This window comes from Priestia megaterium (assembly GCF_041941685.1).
Taxonomy (GTDB): domain Bacteria; phylum Bacillota; class Bacilli; order Bacillales; family Bacillaceae_H; genus Priestia; species Priestia megaterium_C.
Genome location: NZ_CP130958.1, coordinates 4354314 through 4373654, shown reverse-complemented (window position 1 = coordinate 4373654; position 19341 = coordinate 4354314). Strand labels below are relative to the sequence as shown.

The following is a 19341-nucleotide window of genomic DNA, read 5'->3' as shown; positions in this document are numbered from 1 at the left end:
AGATTCTGATTATACCTTATTTTATAGCGAAAATTTAAGGTTTACAATAGATTTTAGAAACCGTTACCAATTACAATGATGCGGTGGAGCGTTTTGTCACAAGCACATCTTATGCGTATATGTACAGGTTTTGCCGTCATTGTTTTTGGGGATATTACGGGCAGCTTGAGGACCGTGCTATTAATATTGCAAAGGTACACTCGAAAATCATTATTTGAAGAGGTATTTGAAAGTAAAATAAAGGAAGGACTCGTCGTGCAAGGTCTTTCTTTATAGGAGTGATTATTGTATGATAAATAGTAATAATAAAAAGGATAGGTGCGAGCATGGCTATTTTATGTTGGGCATTAATTATCATTAGCTTTGTTGTATCGTTTGTTGGGTTGGTTTATCCCATCATCCCAAGCGTGCTATTTGTAGCTCTAGGATTTGTTATATACGGTTTATTTTATGATTTTAGCTCCTATAGCTGGTTATTTTGGGTGATACAAGGATTGTTAGTTGTCGCACTTTTTTTAGCAGACTATATAGCTAATATTATTGGTGTGAAAAAATTCGGAGGCACTAAAGCAGGTGTTTGGGGAAGTACAGTTGGGCTGCTTGTGGGTCCGTTTGTCATTCCGGGATTTGGAATTATTTTAGGGCCGTTTATCGGAGCGATTGTAGGAGAACTGATTGTTCATCGGACCACAATTAGCAACGCAGTAAAAATTGGAGTAGGTTCGGTTATTGGCTTTTTTAGTGGCGCTATTTCAAAAGGATTTATTCAACTGTTGATGATTGCCTATTTTTTATACGCTGTTTTAAAATAATATATTGACTTTAGGCTAGAAACATGTTAAATTTTTAATGTCGCTAGTAAATGTTATATTGTTCCACAGTAGCTCAGTGGTAGAGCTATCGGCTGTTAACCGATCGGTCGTAGGTTCGAGTCCTACCTGTGGAGCCATGGCGGTGTAGCTCAGCTGGCTAGAGCGTACGGTTCATACCCGTGAGGTCGGGGGTTCGATCCCCTCCGCCGCTATTTTCCAATTTGCGTTTGTGACATACATAATTCATATTGTTCCACAGTAGCTCAGTGGTAGAGCTATCGGCTGTTAACCGATCGGTCGTAGGTTCGAGTCCTACCTGTGGAGCCATGTGGACCCTTAGCTCAGCTGGTTAGAGCAGACGGCTCATAACCGTCCGGTCGCAGGTTCGAGTCCTGCAGGGTCCACCATTTATAGGGTTGGAGGAATACCCAAGTCCGGCTGAAGGGATCGGTCTTGAAAACCGACAGGGGTGTTAAAGCCCGCGGGGGTTCGAATCCCTCTTCCTCCGCCATACTATTGTCTATTCAAAGCTTCTTTTGAGAAAAAGAAGCTTTTTTTATGTTTAAAAGAATAGCGAATGGGAATTAGGTAAATATAAATCATGGATTAGGAACTTTTTATTTGAAACAGTAGGGTAAATTTGCTAATCTAAACGTATATGGTGCTTTTGCGCCAAAATGCTTACATATTTTGAAGGAGGAATTATTCATGGCTTACAAATTACCAGAACTACCTTATGCATACCATGCACTGGAACCACATATCGACAAAGAAACAATGAATATTCACCACACAAAACATCACAACACATATGTTACAAATCTAAACGCTGCTGTTGAAGGCAAAGCGGATTTAGAAAGCAAAAGTATTGAAGACTTAATTTCAAACTTAGATGCTGTTCCTGAAGATATCCGTACAGCAGTACGCAATAACGGTGGCGGTCATGCGAACCACTCATTATTTTGGACAATCCTTTGCCCTAACGGCGGCGGTGCTCCAACTGGTGAATTAGCAGACGCTATCGCTAGCAAATTCGGCAGCTTTGATCAATTCAAAGAAGAATTTGCAAATGCAGCTAAAACTCGCTTCGGTTCTGGCTGGGCTTGGTTAGTTGTAAACAACGGCGAATTAGAAGTAACAAGCACACCAAACCAAGATAGCCCATTAATGGAAGGCAAAACGCCAATTCTTGGTCTAGACGTTTGGGAGCACGCTTACTACTTAAATTACCAAAACCGCCGTCCAGATTACATTTCAGCATTCTTTAATGTTGTAAAATGGGACGAAGTTGCTAAGCGTTACGACGCTGCAAAATAAGCTGAAGACGTATTTAAGAGCCAGTAAAGTAATTATTACCTTTACTGGCTTTTTTGTTTTCCAATTCTTTTACATATCTCCTTTTCTTTTTCACACACTAGGTGTAGAAGAGAAAAGGAGTTTTTTGATATGCCTTTATTAAAAAAAGTAGTTGGAGATGTAGAAGTTAGTAAAGATTTACTTTTGCTTTTAATTATAGGCGGTCTTTATGCCTTGGCTATTTCAATTTCCAATTCGTTTGTTAACATTTATCTGTGGAAACAATCAGGCGAATTTTCGGATCTCGCTATTTATAATTTAGCGGTAGTGGTGCTTCAGCCGCTTACGTTTATTTTAGCAGGTAAATGGGCCAAACGAATTGACCGGGTTGTGGTTTTAAGGTTAGGTGTATCTTTTTTAGCCGTTTTTTATATCGCTGTATTAGTCAGTGGAGCTAACGCAGCCGAGTATTTAGTATTGCTTGGTGGACTGCTGGGTATAGGATACGGCTTTTATTGGCTAGCTTTTAATGTGCTAACTTTTGAAATTACAGAACCTGATACAAGAGACTTTTTTAACGGATTTTTAGGGATCTTAAACTCTTTTGCAGGGATGATTGGTCCTTTAGGAGCGGGTTTTGTTATTTCCGCTTTGTATGAATCACTTGGGTATAAAATTGTGTTTGGTGTATCGCTGCTATTGTTTATCGGTGCCGTTGTGCTTAGTTTTTTTATTACAAGACGCGCAGCGGAAGGAGTATACAAATTTAAAGAAGTATGGGCTGAACGAAAAGTCAATAAAGACTGGAATCGAATATTGCAGGCTCATTTCTTTCAAGGGTTGCGTGAAGGTACGTTCATTTTTGTTGTATCCGTCATGGTATTTATTACGACGGGAAGTGAATTAGCTTTAGGAACATATGGACTGGTGAATTCAGCGGTTGCGTTTGTAGGATACTATGTTGCCTCAAGGTTTATTAAGCAAAAAAATCGCCTTCGGTTTATCTTCACAGGGGGCCTCCTTCTCTATGGAGCAGTCTTTTTGCTTATCTTTAACTTATCGTATCCAAAGTTAATTATATATGCTGTTTGTATTGCCATTGCCTATCCTATTTTGTTGGTTCCATTCATTTCTCTAACGTACGATGTGATTGGACGAGCAAAAGACGTTGTTTCAAAAAGAATTGAATACATTGTTGTCAGAGAAGTATTTCTGAATATCGGGCGCGTCGTTTCCATATCTTTATTTTTAATAGCTGTACTATTTTTTGATGAAGCAAAAAGTATTCCCATTTTATTAGCTATTGTTGGAGCAGGGCATACGATCATTTATTTTTGTGTGAGACATATCTCACAGCCTCTGCACAAAAAAGAAACGACTGTTACTCCTCCGGTATTAAATGAAGGAGACGGAGAGTCTCCAGCTTAGAGTGTTGTCAGCTCCTTCATTTGTACTATGGAAAATGCTTCGCTTTTCTTTTAGAATAAATACGTTGTGTAAATAGGCACCTGCCAGGTGTCTATTTATTTGCTAAATGTCTGATTTTATGGTGTTATGGTATATATGTTTTATAAAGTGTAGGTGTTGGTATGAAAAAGAAAAAAAGAAGAAAAAGTCACGTGCCTTTTCGTGTGAACTTACTTTTCTTGACCGTATTTGCCCTATTTTCCGTATTAATTTTGCGGTTGGGACTTGTTCAAATTGTGTACGGTGAGAATTACGAACGAGAAGTCGAAAAAACACAGGACGTTACGGTCAGTACGCCTGTTCCTCGAGGGAAAATGTACGATCGTTATAACCGCGTAATTGTAGATAATACCTCTTTAAATACGATTACATATACTCGTTTTCAAGGAAATACAGCTGAAGAAAGGCTGCGCATCGCTAAAAAGTTAGCCACTATGATCGATGTTCCTTACACCACAAATGTGATTGATATTCCAGAAAATAAAAAGAATAAAGATGCTAAAAATGTGGTAAAAATTACAGAACGCGATATGAAGGATTATTGGATTATGCTTCACCCTAAGGAAGCGGAGCAGAAAATTACGCAAGCTGATCGCAAAAAAGTTCAAGATGGTGAAATGACTGATGACGAACTGTATCAACGTCAGTTAGACCGCATCTCTAAAAAAGATTTAGAAAGTCTAAAGAGTGATTTAGAAGTTCTCGCTATTAAGCGCCAAATGGAGGCAGGTTACTCTAACACCCCGCAAATTGTTAAGAGCGGTGTGACAAATGAAGAGTATGCCGTTGTAAGTGAGCACTTAGATGAACTTCCAGGTGTTGATACAACAACGTATTGGGATCGCTCATACCCAGAAAACAGTACTCTCCGTACTTTGCTTGGAAATGTATCATCTGCCAACGAAGGACTGCCCAAAGATAAAGTACAGTATTACTTGTCAAGAGGCTATAGTCGAAATGACCAAGTTGGGACGAGCTATTTAGAGAAGCAATACGAAGCCCAGCTCAGCGGTCAAAAAGAAAAAGTTCAATATGTAACAGATAAAAAAGGAAATCTCCTTGATACAATTCAAGTGTCTAAAGGTGAACGCGGCAGTGATTTGGTTTTAACTATTGATATGGAGCTTCAAAAAGCAGTAGAAAAACAAATTACGGACCAGCTTTTAGCCAAAAAGCAAATGAAAGGAACGCAATTTTTAGACCGTGCTTTTGTTATTATGATGGATCCTCACACAGGAGAAATCTTAACAATGGCAGGTAAAAAATACACCATTGATAAGAAGACTGGAGCGCCTAAAATAGAAGATTTTGCATTAGGAAATATTTCAACATCTTATACAATGGGCTCTGTTGTAAAAGGAGCAACGGTTTTAGCCGGCTTAGATTCAGGAGCTATTAAGCCAAACACAGTGTTCGTTGATGAACCGTTAAAAATTAAAGGAACACCGGTTAAAAAATCAGCTGAGGCTGAAGGGTTAGGACCCTTAACGTATTCATCTGCGTTAAAATATTCATCCAACGTATTTATGTTTAAAACGGTAATGGCTATGGCTGGGTTACAGTATCATAAAAACATGACTTTACCGATTAAGCCTGATACATTCAGCGAACTGCGTTCTTACTACAGTCAGTTCGGCTTAGGCGTATCAACAGGCATAGACCTTGATAACGAATCAACAGGTGTCCAAGGTGGAAGCGATGTTCCAGGTACGGCGCTTGATTTAGGAATTGGTCAGTATGATACGTACACGCCGCTGCAGCTTGTTCAATATACTTCTGCAATAGCTAATGGAGGGTATCGCATTAAGCCGCAGCTAGTAAAAGAAATCCGAAAACCAACGATTAAAACCGATGAAATTGGCGGTACGCAGCATTCATTTGAGCCTGATGTGTTAAATCGTATCACGATGAAAGAAGAATACATTAAAGATGTTCAAAGTGGCTTTAAGCGCGTTACGCAAGAACAAGGCGGTACAGGGTATGCAGCTTTCCATACAGCGAACTATAATCCTGCTGGTAAATCAGGAACGGCACAAGCCTATGAGAAAAACCCAAGCGGAGGGGATCCAATTAAAGTTAATAATTCAAACTTTGTGGCCTTTGCTCCGGCAAATAATCCTGAAATTGCAGTAGCTGTCGTGGTACCATCGGCATTTGTGCCAAGTGCACCAAATACCATTACAAAAGAGCTTGCTCGTTCTGCGCTCGATACGTATTTTGATTTAAAGAAAAAAGGTGAACAAGAAGTAAAAGACCAAGAAAAGAATCAACAGGCTGTCATTGCAAACGACGCGAATTAAAGAGGCTGGGACAAAAGCATATTAGTTGAAGGTAAGATCCGAACAAAGTTGATTAAGAATCAACTTTGTTCGGATTTTTTATTTGTAGGGTGAACGTAGATTTCGTGTATGTAGGTGCTTTTAGCGGTTGATTGGAGGGCAAGGTGAAGACTCCTGCAGGAAAAGCGAAGCGACGAGGAGACTCACCGGCCGCCCCTGGAAAGGGAAGCCTTGCACGAAAATCAACAGTGGTTTCGGAAGTAATTCATACTGGCTTATTTATCTAATTTACCCATCTTTAGATTGAATTGATTTAGTTATGTCTCTACCTCTTCTTTTTTTTGTTAGAAATCTTTACATATATGGTTTTTTATTGAATTTAAGGGCCGTAAGAACTAGTTTTTTACCTAAAAAACACGCAGATAGACCTTCGTTTACAAAAGCTTTACATTGAGTTAAAACACAATTAATAGTCGGCTATTATTCTGTAAGTGTAAGGATTAATAGAAATGATCAAAATAAGGGGAAGCGTTTCGGCTTCTCGTATTTATTTACACTGATAGTAAACAATAGATATTAAATAGACATAGAGAGACTTTTATTGTGCTCAAAACGGTTAAAGACGATGAAGGAGGATTATACAATGGCAATAACAATGGAATTGACTAACAAAGAAAAAGTAAATACTCCGCAAACAAAAGAAATTGTATATAAAACAAAAGGTTTGAATTTATGGTATGGCAACACACATGCCTTAAAAAATATTGATTTAGACATTCATGCTAACGAAGTTACCGCGATCATCGGTCCATCAGGCTGCGGAAAATCAACATATATTAAAACGTTAAATCGTATGGTAGAAATGACTCCAATTGTCCGTACATCAGGTGAGATTGAGTATAGAGGGAAAAATATTTTTGATAAATCGTACCACGTGGAAGAGCTGCGCACGCAAGTAGGAATGGTTTTCCAAAAGCCAAATCCGTTCCCGAAATCTATTTATGATAATATTGCGTATGGTCCAAGAATTCATGGTGTTCGCAACAAGAAAAAACTAGATGAAATTGTTGAAAAAAGTTTACGAGGAGCAGCTATTTGGGACGAAGTTAAAGATCGTTTGAATCAAAATGCAAATGGGTTGTCAGGTGGACAACAGCAGCGTATCTGTATTGCGCGCTGCTTGGCAATTGAACCTGACGTTATTTTAATGGATGAGCCTACTTCTGCGCTCGATCCAATTTCAACATTAAAAGTAGAAGAGTTAGTACAAGAATTAAAGAAAGACTTCAGCATTATTATTGTTACCCACAATATGCAGCAAGCGGCACGTATTTCAGATAAAACAGCATTTTTCTTAAATGGAGAAGTGGTAGAGTACGCAGAAACAGATAAAATCTTCTCAATGCCATCTGATAAACGCACAGAAGATTATATTACAGGTCGTTTCGGTTAAGACATACAAGGAGATGGGATGAGTGGTTGTACGCGAAAAGTTTCATGGTGATTTAAAGATATTACGTGAAAAATTATTAGAAATAGGGCGCTTAACGCATGAGGCGCTATCAAAATCAATTGAAGCGTTGCAAACAAGCAACGTTGAGCTGGCGCTAGAAATTATCGACGGCGATTCATACGTGGATGACTTAGAAGAAGAAATTAATGACCTAGCTATCTTACTGATCGCAAAGCAGCAGCCGGTGGCTATCGATTTAAGACGTATCATTGTGGCAATTAAAATTGCTTCGGATGTTGAGCGTATGGCAGATTTTGCGGTTAACGTAGCAAAATCAGCTATACGAATTGGAAACGAAGAATTAATTAAGCCGTTAGAACACGTAAAGAAAATGCACGATATTTCGATTGAAATGTTGAGCCTTTCGTTAAAAGCTTATCACGAGGAAGATCTTGTGCTGGCTAAAAAAGTAGCGGAAATGGACGATCAAGTGGATGAGCTTTACGGAATAACAATCAAAGAACTTTTAAGTCTTGCTAAAGAAAAGCAGGAGGCTATGAACCAAATTACGCAGCTTTTATTTGTAGCCCGCTATTTAGAGCGTATGGCCGATCATACCACTAACGTAGCAGAAAGCGTATTTTACCTTGTAAAAGGCAAACGCTACGACTTAAACGAATAGTAGAAAAACCTCTTCTAATAAGCGAAGAGGTTTTTTTGTTAGTAAATTATAATTACTATGTTAACCTGAATTTTTAACACAAATCGACAAATTGCGTTTATTGTGGCAACTTTTTCTGAATGGTAAGATGTTAATAAGTTTATACGGCATTTATATGTAGAAAAAACATTCTAAGAAACGAAGTGATAAAACAGTGGCTGCTAATCTTATTCAAAACTTAAATGTGTGTATAGCTACTCAGCTTGACTCATCTCGTATTTATGTTCACTGGTCGTTTTCTGAGCATATTCGAGAGATGGTAGAAAGTATGTTTTCGACACGGTGGGAAGAATTGAATCTAGCTATGTGTACGTATGATATAACAGGTCTTCATTTTAACGGCCATGAATCAAACCGCTATTATATGAAGGGTCTTACTCCTAAGCAAGACTTCATGTTTATGAACAGCTTGGAAAGTGAGCGCACGTATGTAATAGATATTGGTATTCAAGATAAAGAAGGAAGTTTTTTTTCCCTTCTTCGTTCGAATCCAGTTTATTTGATGAAAGAAAAATATGAACAAGTGAATGTAACTTCGTTAGGCTGGATGTACGAACCTGTAAAAGTTCACCAGGGTGTTCAAAATGAATTTAGCACATATTCCTTATATTCAAATGACTTGGAGCAGGTGAAGAAGCAATATGAATAGTGATGACTGTATTCTTTTAACTTATATGCATTGTCCGTTGCTACATGTACTTCAAACAGAGAGTGAGTATCCGCTGTTTGAACAAGTAACGAACGAGTTCATCCCTTTTTTAGATCAAATTGAGTCTAAGAAATTGATAGGTGCAACAGCTGTGATGTCTTGTGTGTTTTTGAACGCGTTAAACGACGAGGAGTTTAACACTCGTTACGCTCAATATTTACACCAGTTTTCAAGCCGGCAGCATCAGAAAGCACTCACTTTTTTAAAAAAGTGGAACGGAAGCTTGTTCTCAGCCTGCAAATATTTCTTTCAGCATGACATGATGGAATGTATTCCTACTACCGTAACGAACGCGTTCGTTTCCACCCTTAAAACCGAACAAACATTAAATCTCCAAATTACAGAAGCAATACGTGTTTTTCAACAGTTTTTTGAAAAAAAGCCCGTTGGTTTTTTTATACAGCAAGGAGAGTATACTCATCAAGTAGATATGCTCCTAAAATCTCATCAAATGCGCTATACCTTTGTGAAGTCATCAACAGATGAACTAAAAAAGTCGCCTGCTGGCATTATCTTGTTTCCATATCCTAAGCAAGGAAAACAAGTTGAGGAAGGAACAATGAATAAAGCGAGCGCTGTTTTGGATTTGAAGGCTAAGGACACGCTTGGCTTTCAGCGAATGCAAGCAGCAAGCGGTATATTTCAATATCCTTTAGATTACGCGAGGGATATACAGTTTCATCAAAACGAAACTCTTGCACTCTACGGTGCAACAAAAAGCGCCGAATTTGTCAGTGAGAACAATCAATTGTTTATTTCAACCGTACAGAAGTCAGAGGCGATGCTAGATGTTATCGATTCTAAACATCCTAGCGTGGTGAATGCTATCTACCGACAGTGGCTCCTTTTAAGTAGCAGTGATTGGCTTTATAATTTTGAAAAAGTCAGAGATGAATACGAAAGGCAAGTAAAACTATTTGATTTTCTTTGTCACGAAGAGAATCCAAGGATGGATAGCGAAAACATTTTTCTTTCAGGAAGTTCTTTTTTATACCCGACAAAAGAGATAGAGCCGGCGGCTTTATCAGTAAATCAATATAAAGGCGGTCTCTCCATTTTAATGCTTGCATGGGAATTCCCTCCTCTAGTTATCGGAGGACTTGCACGACATGTATTTGATTTATCCAGAGCGTTAGCAAAGGCGGGCCATCATGTTAGTGTATTAACAACGTATGTAGAGGGGCTGCCGGAATATGAGCGTTTATACGGTGTTCATGTTTACCGAGTTAAAAGCCTGCAGCCTCATCATCCGGATTTTTTGACATGGGTAAACAGTTTGAACGTGGCTATGGCTCTTAGAGGACTGCAGTTAGGCTACAAGCTGTCTTTTGACGTTATTCATGCTCATGACTGGCTTGTTGCCTCCGCTGCAAAATGTTTAGCAGATAAAACGGATAGACCGCTAATTACGACCATTCATGCGACAGAACATGGGCGCAATAATGGTATTCATAATGACATGCAGCAAAAAATTCACTTGCAAGAAGAGGAGCTGATTCGACAATCAAGCTCAATCATTGTCTGCAGCGACTATATGAAGAAAGAATTAATCACTTTATTTCACGTAGAGCAAGATAAAATTGCTATATTTCCAAATGGAATTGACAAGCAGCTGGTAGTCGACGCAGTAAATGAGCGGTTAAAAGAAAGTTTACAAAAGAAATATAATTTTAGAAAGGCCCCTATTATTTTTTCAATTGGACGAATTGTATATGAAAAAGGATTTCAGCTATTTATTGAAGCAGCGGAACTATTTAAGAAAAAACAAATAGATGTTCAATTCGTTGTAGCAGGAAAAGGGCCTTTACTTCATGAGTTTCGAACACAGGTAAGTGAAAAGCAACTAGACAAATACGTGTATTTTATTGGATACATTACCGATAACGAACGAAATCAGCTTCTTCAAGCTTGTAAAATGGTTGTTTTTCCAAGTCTATATGAACCTTTTGGAATTGTGGCTTTAGAGGGGATGGTAGCCAAGAAGCCAACTATCGTTGCCGATACAGGAGGTCTAAGCGATATTGTTTCACATTTCGACACGGGCCTGACGTTTGCCCGAGGAGATACGCTCGAATTAATCAACTGTATTGAATTTTTGTTAAAAAATAAAAAAACGGCTGCAAAAATCAGCGAAAATGGGTATAGAAAAGCAACAACTATGTTTAGCTGGGAAAAAATCGCTATTGATACAAGTAAGCTGTTTCAACATCACATTTGCCAGGATAAAAAAAGGAGGGAGGCAAAAAATTGAAAGCCATTATACTTGCTGGCGGTAAAGGAACAAGACTTCAGCCCTTGACCTATACGATTCCAAAGCCTATGCTGCCGCTTTACGATAAACCTGTGATGGAATATAGCATTGAACTGCTTAAGAAACATGGAATTACAGAGATTGGGATTACGCTGCAGTATAGGCATGAACAAATTATTGAATACTTTGGGGATGGCTCTCAGTGGGGAGTGACGCTTACTTATTTTATCGAAAAAGAGCCTCTTGGAACAGTGGGCGGAATTAAGCGAGCAGAGGCCTTTATTGAGGAAGACTGTATTATTATTAGTGGAGATGCCTTAACAGAAATTAATCTTCAAGACGTTATTCATTTTCATTATGAACAAAAAAGCGAAATGACCATTGTTACAAAAGAAGTAAACGACGTGCGGGGTTATGGAGTGGTGACGATAGATGAAGGGCATCGAGTCACGGGATTTGTAGAGAAACCGACCTACGAACAGGCCAATAGCCGATTGATTAATACGGGAGTGTATGTGATCAAAAAATCCGTTCTTGATTACGTGAATTCTTATGGTCCTACAGATTTTAGCTTTGACATTATCCCGCTTCTTTTGGAATATAATCATACTGTGTGCAGTTTTGTAACGGAAGATTATTGGATTGATATTGGGCAAATCCACCATTATCGTCAAGCACACTATGATTTGTGGAGGAAGTGGTTTGGCAATAGACAGGAAAGTATTGTCTCAGATGACGCGCTTATAGAAGAAGGGGTGACTATTTACGATCCGGTTTACGTAGGAGAAAATGTGGTGATTAGAAAAGGTGCTTCAATTGGTCCTTACACGATTATCGGAACCAATAGTATCATAGAAGCACATGCTGCAATCGATAAAACGATTTTGCTTCAAAACGTAACGGTGGGGGCAGAATCGTTTTTATACAACGCTACGATAGGTCCCTATGTAAATGTTCAAGCAATGACTACGTATGTCCAAGATACAGTAGCTGAAAATCAAGTGCTACCTCAACTTTCTGTAAAATCAGATGTTTCTATCTTCAAAAACGGTCGCCTGTATGTACATTCATCTGTTGATCGAGAAAGACTATACAATGCGTTATTACTTGTATGCAAACACCAAGGGTCGTTCTGTCTAGCAAGCGATGATGAAGGAGAAGCCATTCAACTTCGCAAAGAATGCTTTTCTTTTTTACGGAGTAATCATTCAGCTGTGTATGATATTAAAAAAGAAGCTCTTCCGGTATTTCGATATTACATGATGACTTCACAAGCGAGCATTGGTATTTATATTGGTGTGGATAGCAAAAACAGCGGCCTATTTTTGGAAATATACGACAAGAAAGGGCAATTAGTTAATCAGCTTATTGAAAAAAAGATTGAGCGGATGTACCTTCAAGCTAAACAAGCAAACATAACAACTTCTGTTTCACTTAAAGAAACAAGCATAGGAAATATCAGGGAAGAATATTGTGATGCTTTAGTAAAATCAATTAATCAGCATGTTTTATTAGAAGACAGTACGCGGATTGGCGTGATTTGTTCGCCGTTTATACAGGAAGTTGTCGAATTATTATGTAAGCGTCTTCGTGTCCACGTTTTATTTTTAAACAAATGGGAGAAAACAGAAGAAATCAAACGAATAATTAAACGAAATAAGCTGTCTTTTTGTATTCAGATTAAAGAAGACGGAGAAACATTTGCTCTATATGATGAAAAAGGCTGCAGCGTAAATAACTCAGAAATTATGTCGCTTTATATTTATAGCGTATACATGACAAAAAAAGTAGCATTCGTTCCTATTCCTATACACTATTCATCCACATTAGAAACATTTGCTCAATCTCTCAATCAATCATTTATGAGGACAAAAGCAAAAAAACGTGATTTGCTTAGTCTTTTGGGGCCCGTTCAATTTCAGTTAGATGCCATGTACGCTTTATGTCAGCTGATCGAATTAATTATGGTGCAACAGCGGAAAATTTCTGAAATGATTCAATATGTCCCGCACGCTTATATGAACTGGCGGTATATTTCATGTCCGCTAGAAATTCAAGAACAAGTGATGAAGAAACTATTAGAAGAAGCAATCGGTAAACAAGTGTATGTCATTGATGGTTTAAAGATTTACCATGATCCCCATGAATGGACGCTTATTTTGCCCGATGGTCACTTGCCTGTATTAAATATTTATTCAGAGGCGTTAAACACTCAGACTGCCAAGAAGCTGTCGGCATATTTTGTAGAAAAAATACAAGAGTATCAAAGAGTGTAAATAATGGCTTTTATTTAAAAGAAAGGAAGTACGCCTATCATAAAAAGAGTTCCGCTTATTTCAAGAAACTTCATCTATATATAAGGCGTAGCAGAGAAGGAGCTCAGGGCTCTAAGAGGAAAGAAAAAGTGAAGAAATGAAATTAAATGACTTTCTTCCAAAAAACAGACTGGCATTTCCTTTCGAAAAATGATATTATATTAAAGTCTGATTTATGTTTATAATGTTTGGAGGGAAAATAGATGCGCGTAAACGTTACATTAGCTTGCACTGAAACTGGTGACCGTAATTACATTACAACTAAAAACAAGCGTAATAACCCAGATCGTCTTGAGTTAAAAAAATACAGCCCAAGACTTAAAAAAGTTACACTTCATCGTGAAACAAAGTAAGCAGTAGGAGTACAATCCTGCTGTTTTTTTTATAGGGGGAATTAAAATGAAATCTCATCTGCGCAAAGAGATGAAGCGCGTTCTTAATTTAATTTCTGAAGAGCAGCACGAGGCACATTCAACAAGCATAGCAAATGCACTGTATGAAACCTGTTTATGGAAAGAAGCTAGAGTCATTGCAGCTACGGTTTCAAGAAATAAAGAAGTTAATACGAAAGCCATCATTGAACGTGCTTGGAAAGATGGAAAGAAAGTAGCTGTTCCAAAATGCAACCCCACAACATCTCAAATGGTTTTCTACGAGATCACGAATTTTTCACAGCTTGAAACAGTGTACTACGGGTTAGCGGAGCCAATTGTTGAAGAAACTGTTCCCGTTTCAAAATCTTCAATTGATTTACTCCTTGTGCCTGGCGTGGTATATAGTAAAAATGGATATCGTATCGGCTATGGAGGCGGCTATTACGATCGTTATCTAACAGATTATACCGGACAGAAGCTAAGCCTTGCGTTTGATTGTCAAGTCGTTTCAGAGGTCCCATATGAATCTCATGATATTCCCGTTGAATATATTTTGACAGAGAAGGAGCTTATTTGCTGTGAATCCGTTTGATGCTGTCATGATAATTGTAATATTACTCATGGCAGGAGCAGGCTACATAGCAAAAGCACTGACAGTATCGGGAGCCTGCATGTCTTTTATCGTAGGAGCGAGCGTTTATATCGGTTTTTCGCTTCAAGGTTTTTTACTCTTACTCTTATTTTTTAGCACTTCTACGTTGTGTAGTAAGTACAAAAAAGAAAAAAACGCGCATTAGAAGAAAAGCTAGAGAAGCACGACAGGCGAGATTATATTCAAGTCCTTGCTAATGGAGGTGTAGCTGCTGCTTGCGGTTTGTTATATGCTGCAACAGCTTTTCCTGTTTACATGTGGATGTTTATGATCAGTATCTCAGCTGCTAATGCGGACACATGGGCATCTGAAATAGGGTCTCTTAGTAAGAAGCCACCGTTTTACCTTTGGACATTAAAGAGAGTAGAAGCGGGTACCTCAGGAGCCGTTTCACTTTTAGGTACAGCAGCCGGAGCAGCCGGAGCTTTTCTTATTGCTGCCGCTTGTTATTTTGCTTTTCCATCCGTATCGCTAAGTAGTATATTGCTAGTCGGGTGCTTTGGTTTTATTGGAAACGCTATAGACACTCTTCTTGGAGCAAGTGTGCAAGTTCGCTTTCGCTGTCAAAGCTGCGGTATTGAAACGGAACGGAAAGATCATTGCCATAAGCCAACGGTAAAAGAGAAAGGAATAACTTTGTTTAACAATGATGTTGTGAATCTTGCCGCTATTTTGCTTGCTGCTTTTACAGGCGGAATCCTTATCCTGCTTTTACCTATATAAGAGCATAAAATGTTCGTCATAGGTGCAAAGTAAACGTAAGGAGGCTTGAAAATGAGACATATTGTATTAGTACTTACGCTTTTAGTTGTTGGAACGCTGGGCTATCAAATGAGATACCGTGTTTTAAATTCGCTGTTTGGAAATTCATTTATCCGCAGTCTAGCTGTTCGTTCATTTTTTAATTTGCCGTTTGTTCGGGATCGTTTAATGAAGCAGGTCTTCCGCTAAGAGCGAAAGATACATAAAAGACACCTTACAGACCTGTAAGGTGTTTTTTTGTAGAAAAAGAAAAAGGGAAAATCGTTGCTTTTTTCCTGGCTTTCTGCCATCTTTACATATAGAGAGTATGAGGAGGTGACTATTTGTCTAGGCAAGATTTTTATTATTTGCAGCTGGCACAGCAATTGCTTGGCCATTCTTCATATGAGCTGATTTCGATGAAAGCTGATGCTTCAGAGCTATGGTTTCAATCTTCGCATCGCAAAGAAAAGTCAATTGTCCGCATAGTCCGCCAGAATTTTAAATCAGCCGTTGAGCAGCAAAAAGATGTATTGTATGCATTACAAAGAGCTGATAATGTGCGAAAGCAGAGAGGTAAATCAACGCTTACTCTTAACACGATTTACTTTGCTGATTTTGATCCTTTTTATACAGAGCAGTCCTTAGAAAGTGCGCCAAGTCCCTCTAAAGTGAATAGTTACGTTGAACAATTAACGTCAGAGAAAGCAAGCGTTTATGAACCTCTATTCGAACGGCTGGGTCTTACATTAGAAAGCGCAGACAATTTCTCTTCCGAAGAAGAAGCACAGCGAATAGAACAGTGGAAACATAAAATTGTGCTTTTTGTACAGAAAAAACAAAGCGAAGAACAGCAAATAGCTGGATACGGGAAGCCTATTTTTACATATATATTTTTAGCGCTGCAAATCTTAATGTTTCTATTTCTGGAATGGAAGAGCAGTACACAAAATACGCTCACTCTAATTCAATACGGAGCTAAATACAATCCCTTAATTATGGAAGGCGAATGGTGGCGTTTTTTTACACCTATAATTTTGCATATAGGACTTCTGCATGTGCTTATGAATAGTGTAGCCCTGTATTATTTAGGAACGCTTGTAGAGAGGATATATGGCAGCGGGCGTTTTGTCTTTATTTATATATTTGCCGGGTTTGCAGGATCTCTAGGAAGTTTTATATGGAATACGTCTATTTCCGCAGGAGCCTCAGGGGCCATTTTTGGTTGCTTTGGAGCTTTACTGTTTTTAGCAAGAACAAATCCACGCTTCTTTTTTCGAACAATGGGATCGAGTTTCATTGTCATCATTGTGATTAACTTGATTTTTGGATTTGTTGCGCCGAACGTCGATAATGCAGGGCATATTGGCGGTTTGGTTGGCGGATTTTTAGCTGCGAGCATCGTCAGTTTACCGAAACAAAAAAAGCTGTATATTCAGATTCCGGCTTTCATTTGCACGCTTTTATTAGTAGGAAGTCTGCTTTTTTATGGATATCATGAGCGTTCTGTTTATCAAGATGAGCCCTATGCACTCAGCGTAGCGGCTACGTATCTTCAGCAGAAGCAGTATGAAGAAGCAAAAGATGCCATTAAGCTTTTTGTTGAAAAAGGAACAGGAAATAGTAGCGTGTATTTCGTCAGTGCTAGCGCAGAATTTTATCTTGAAAATTATAAAGAAGCTAAACAGCAATTGAATCAGGCTGTAAAGTATGATTCAACTTTTCATGAGGCGTATTACGAGTTAGCTCTGGTGAATATGAAACTGAATGATATTCCAGCGGCCACACAAAATATCGATAAAGCAATTGCGCTTGAACCGCAAAATGAAAAATACGAAAAGCTGAAGCAAGAGCTAGGAAATTAAAACTGTTGAATGACGAATTTAATATTTTATACTTTACTATTGTGAGAACGTTTACTAGAATATTAATATGTAGACCTAGCAGTGGGCGTTAAATACGGCCGCTGTTTATGACTGAATGACTGTTGAGTTATCTCAAAATAAATGAATCATATCACCTAGAAAATAGGATAAAGGTGACAGAATGAATACGTTATATGATGTACAACAATTATTAAAGTCCTTCGGCATTTTTATATACGTGGGCGATCGTATTGCTGATTTAGAGCTGATGGAAGCGGAAGTAAAAGAGTTATATCAGTCTAACTTGATTGATGTACGTGATTACCAAATGGCAATTCTTTTGCTTCGTCGAGAGTTAAAACAACAAAAAGAGAAAAAGGATGAATGAACATGGATGACAAATGGTTAGTTGGAGTTGATTTAGGCGGTACAACAATAAAAATGGCCTTTATTAATCATTATGGAGAAATCATTCACAAGTGGGAAATTAATACGGATGTGAGCGAGCAAGGCCGTAAAATTCCAACGGATATTGCAAAAGCAATTGATAAAAAGTTAAACGATCTTGGAGAAGTAAAATCAAGGTTAGTAGGAATTGGTATTGGTGCACCGGGGCCTGTCAACTTTGCAAACGGTTCGATTGAAGTAGCTGTCAATTTAGGTTGGGAAAAATTCCCTATCAAAGATATCTTGGAAGTAGAAACTTCTCTTCCTGTTGTAGTAGACAATGATGCAAACATTGCAGCGATTGGAGAAATGTGGAAGGGTGCTGGAGACGGAGCAAAAGATTTACTTTGCGTTACGCTTGGCACAGGCGTTGGCGGTGGCGTCATTGCAAACGGTGAAATTGTACAAGGCGTAAATGGAGCCGCTGGTGAGATCGGGCACATTACTTCTATTCCTGAAGGCGGGGCACCGTGTAACTGCGGCAAAACCGGCTGTTTAGAAACAATTGCTTCAGCAACTGGAATTGTACGTTTAACAATGGAAGAATTAACGGAAACGGACAAACCAAGTGAGCTTCGCACAGTGTTAGAACAAAATGGACAAGTTACATCTAAAGATGTATTTGATGCAGCTCGTTCAAAAGACGAGTTAGCTATGCATGTTGTAGATAAAGTTGCCTTTCATTTAGGTCTAGCACTAGCAAACTCTGCTAATGCATTAAACCCTGAGAAGATCGTTCTAGGCGGCGGTGTGTCTCGTGCAGGCGAGGTATTACTTGCACCGGTAAGAGATTATTTCAAACGTTTTGCATTTCCTCGCGTAGCGCAAGGTGCTGAACTAGCAATCGCTACTTTAGGAAACGATGCGGGAATTATTGGAGGAGCTTGGTTAGTTAAATCTTATTTTGAATAATAAGCAAGAATCTAACTGAGATAAAAAAGCGCTTTGACATTTAGTCAAAGCGCTTTTTTATCATGCATCTTTTCAATCTTTACATATACATAGTGTAAAGGAGTGAAGATTATGCAAATTGTAGATATCCAAAAGCCCTACGATTACATGCGAACAATACAAGATATCCAAACACTTTTGACGTACTACCCCTATGGTTCTCTTGAATGGATAGGGTGCAGCGTGCTTGGAAAGCCGATTCCTCATATTTTAATTGGAAACGGAGAAAGAAAAGTTCATATTAATGCGTCTTTTCATGCCAATGAATGGATTACGACAAATGTTCTTCTACAGTTTGTTGAAGATTATTTAGCTGCTCTTCATTACGACCAGGCGTTGAACGGGCAGGAAGCAAGAGCTCTTTTTAATCAAATTACGCTTTCTGCGGTTCCAATTGTTAATCCAGACGGAGTAGATCTGGTCTTAAAAGGTCCTGCTGTAAGTGAACCTTATGCGTCTTTTCTTTCTAAAATAGGAAGAGATTTTCCTGATTTTCAAAGCTGGAAAGCAAATATCCGAGGGGTAGACTTAAACAATCAGTTTCCGGCTTATTGGGAAATTGAAAAAAAGCGCAAAGAACCTAAAGCTCCGCATTATCGGGACTTTCCAGGCTATGAATCTCTGTCTGAACCTGAAGCGCAGGCAATGGTAAAACTCGTTGAGCGTCATGATTTTGATTGCGTGATTGCTTTACATACCCAAGGAGAAGAATTTTACTGGGGGTATATGAATGAAGAGCCGAAGGAAGCGAAGGAAATAGCCAGTTATTTTGAAAGGGTAAGCGGTTATAAAGCAGTCAAAACGATTGATAGTCACGCTGGATTTAAGGATTGGTTTATCTTGGAAAAGAAAAAGCTAGGGTTCACCTTAGAACTGGGGAAAGGAATTAATCCGCTGCCTCTATCTCAAATATCACGCGTATATAATCCGACCAAAGCTATTTTAGTTGCGGCAATGGAATATCTATCTATTTGAAAAGCCACGCAAAGCATATGCTTTGCGTGGCTT

The 19341-nt window shown here is 38.6% G+C and carries 17 protein-coding genes, 5 tRNA genes and 1 pseudogene; all 23 read left to right on the top strand.

The window, feature by feature from the left end:
• Positions 1-326: 326 nt before the first annotated feature.
• The 23 genes and pseudogenes from Q5794_RS23200 (at position 327) to Q5794_RS23090 (ending at position 19308) form a co-directional block, all read left to right on the top strand.
• Positions 327-812, top strand: coding sequence for a DUF456 domain-containing protein (locus Q5794_RS23200; protein ID WP_013059199.1), 486 nt, complete (start codon positions 327-329; stop codon positions 810-812).
• Positions 813-874: 62 nt separating this feature from the next.
• Positions 875-949, top strand: a tRNA-Asn gene (locus Q5794_RS23195).
• Position 950: 1 nt separating this feature from the next.
• Positions 951-1024, top strand: a tRNA-Met gene (locus Q5794_RS23190).
• Between the two features lie 40 nt (positions 1025-1064).
• Positions 1065-1139: transfer RNA gene (locus Q5794_RS23185), tRNA-Asn, on the top strand.
• A gap of 3 nt (positions 1140-1142) precedes the next feature.
• Positions 1143-1219 (top strand) — tRNA-Ile (locus tag Q5794_RS23180).
• A gap of 11 nt (positions 1220-1230) precedes the next feature.
• Positions 1231-1323: transfer RNA gene (locus Q5794_RS23175), tRNA-Ser, on the top strand.
• A gap of 197 nt (positions 1324-1520) precedes the next feature.
• Positions 1521-2129 (top strand): superoxide dismutase SodA, encoded by a 609-nt coding sequence (gene sodA / locus Q5794_RS23170; RefSeq protein ID WP_374988469.1) that lies wholly within the window; start codon positions 1521-1523, stop codon positions 2127-2129.
• Positions 2130-2258: 129 nt separating this feature from the next.
• The gene (locus Q5794_RS23165) at positions 2259-3536 is read left to right on the top strand and encodes an MFS transporter (RefSeq protein WP_013059197.1); all 1278 of its coding nucleotides are present in this window, start codon (positions 2259-2261) and stop codon (positions 3534-3536) included.
• Positions 3537-3697: 161 nt separating this feature from the next.
• A complete protein-coding gene (locus Q5794_RS23160) occupies positions 3698-5875 on the top strand; it encodes a peptidoglycan D,D-transpeptidase FtsI family protein (RefSeq protein ID WP_374988468.1) in 2178 nt (725 codons plus the stop codon).
• A 143-nt stretch (positions 5876-6018) separates the two neighbouring features.
• Positions 6019-6141: a hypothetical protein gene (locus Q5794_RS23155; protein WP_285229651.1), complete on the top strand. Its 123-nt coding sequence runs from the start codon at positions 6019-6021 to the stop codon at positions 6139-6141.
• Between the two features lie 368 nt (positions 6142-6509).
• Complete coding sequence (pstB, locus tag Q5794_RS23150) at positions 6510-7307, top strand: phosphate ABC transporter ATP-binding protein PstB (protein WP_370506071.1); 798 nt, start codon at positions 6510-6512, stop codon at positions 7305-7307.
• A 22-nt stretch (positions 7308-7329) separates the two neighbouring features.
• Positions 7330-7989, top strand: coding sequence for a phosphate signaling complex protein PhoU (gene phoU, locus Q5794_RS23145; RefSeq protein WP_013059193.1), 660 nt, complete (start codon positions 7330-7332; stop codon positions 7987-7989).
• Between the two features lie 193 nt (positions 7990-8182).
• Entirely contained in the window at positions 8183-8677 is a 495-nt protein-coding gene (locus Q5794_RS23140; protein ID WP_013085028.1) for a DUF4912 domain-containing protein, read from the top strand.
• On the top strand, positions 8670-10988 hold the full coding sequence (locus tag Q5794_RS23135) for a glycosyltransferase (RefSeq protein WP_374988467.1): 2319 nt from the start codon (positions 8670-8672) through the stop codon (positions 10986-10988). The genes Q5794_RS23140 and Q5794_RS23135 overlap by 8 nt, the downstream gene beginning before the upstream one ends.
• A complete protein-coding gene (locus Q5794_RS23130) occupies positions 10985-13264 on the top strand; it encodes a sugar phosphate nucleotidyltransferase (RefSeq protein ID WP_374988466.1) in 2280 nt (759 codons plus the stop codon). Before Q5794_RS23135 ends, Q5794_RS23130 begins: the two co-directional genes overlap by 4 nt.
• A 242-nt stretch (positions 13265-13506) precedes the next feature.
• A complete protein-coding gene (gene rpmG / locus Q5794_RS23125; RefSeq protein WP_013059189.1) occupies positions 13507-13656 on the top strand; it encodes a 50S ribosomal protein L33 in 150 nt (49 codons plus the stop codon).
• A 46-nt stretch (positions 13657-13702) separates the two neighbouring features.
• Positions 13703-14269: a 5-formyltetrahydrofolate cyclo-ligase gene (locus Q5794_RS23120; protein WP_028411620.1), complete on the top strand. Its 567-nt coding sequence runs from the start codon at positions 13703-13705 to the stop codon at positions 14267-14269.
• A gap of 7 nt (positions 14270-14276) precedes the next feature.
• A pseudogene (locus Q5794_RS23115) lies at positions 14277-15052 on the top strand (DUF92 domain-containing protein).
• Between the two features lie 51 nt (positions 15053-15103).
• Positions 15104-15280 carry a hypothetical protein gene (locus Q5794_RS23110; protein ID WP_013059186.1) on the top strand — a complete coding sequence of 59 codons (177 nt, stop codon included), beginning with the start codon at positions 15104-15106 and terminating at the stop codon, positions 15278-15280.
• A 134-nt stretch (positions 15281-15414) separates the two neighbouring features.
• Complete coding sequence (locus tag Q5794_RS23105) at positions 15415-16935, top strand: rhomboid family intramembrane serine protease (protein ID WP_374988465.1); 1521 nt, start codon at positions 15415-15417, stop codon at positions 16933-16935.
• A gap of 181 nt (positions 16936-17116) precedes the next feature.
• Entirely contained in the window at positions 17117-17323 is a 207-nt protein-coding gene (locus Q5794_RS23100; protein ID WP_013059184.1) for a YqgQ family protein, read from the top strand.
• A gap of 2 nt (positions 17324-17325) precedes the next feature.
• Positions 17326-18294 (top strand): ROK family glucokinase, encoded by a 969-nt coding sequence (locus Q5794_RS23095; protein ID WP_013059183.1) that lies wholly within the window; start codon positions 17326-17328, stop codon positions 18292-18294.
• A gap of 111 nt (positions 18295-18405) precedes the next feature.
• On the top strand, positions 18406-19308 hold the full coding sequence (locus Q5794_RS23090) for a M14 family metallocarboxypeptidase (RefSeq protein ID WP_214984292.1): 903 nt from the start codon (positions 18406-18408) through the stop codon (positions 19306-19308).
• Positions 19309-19341: the final 33 nt, after the last annotated feature.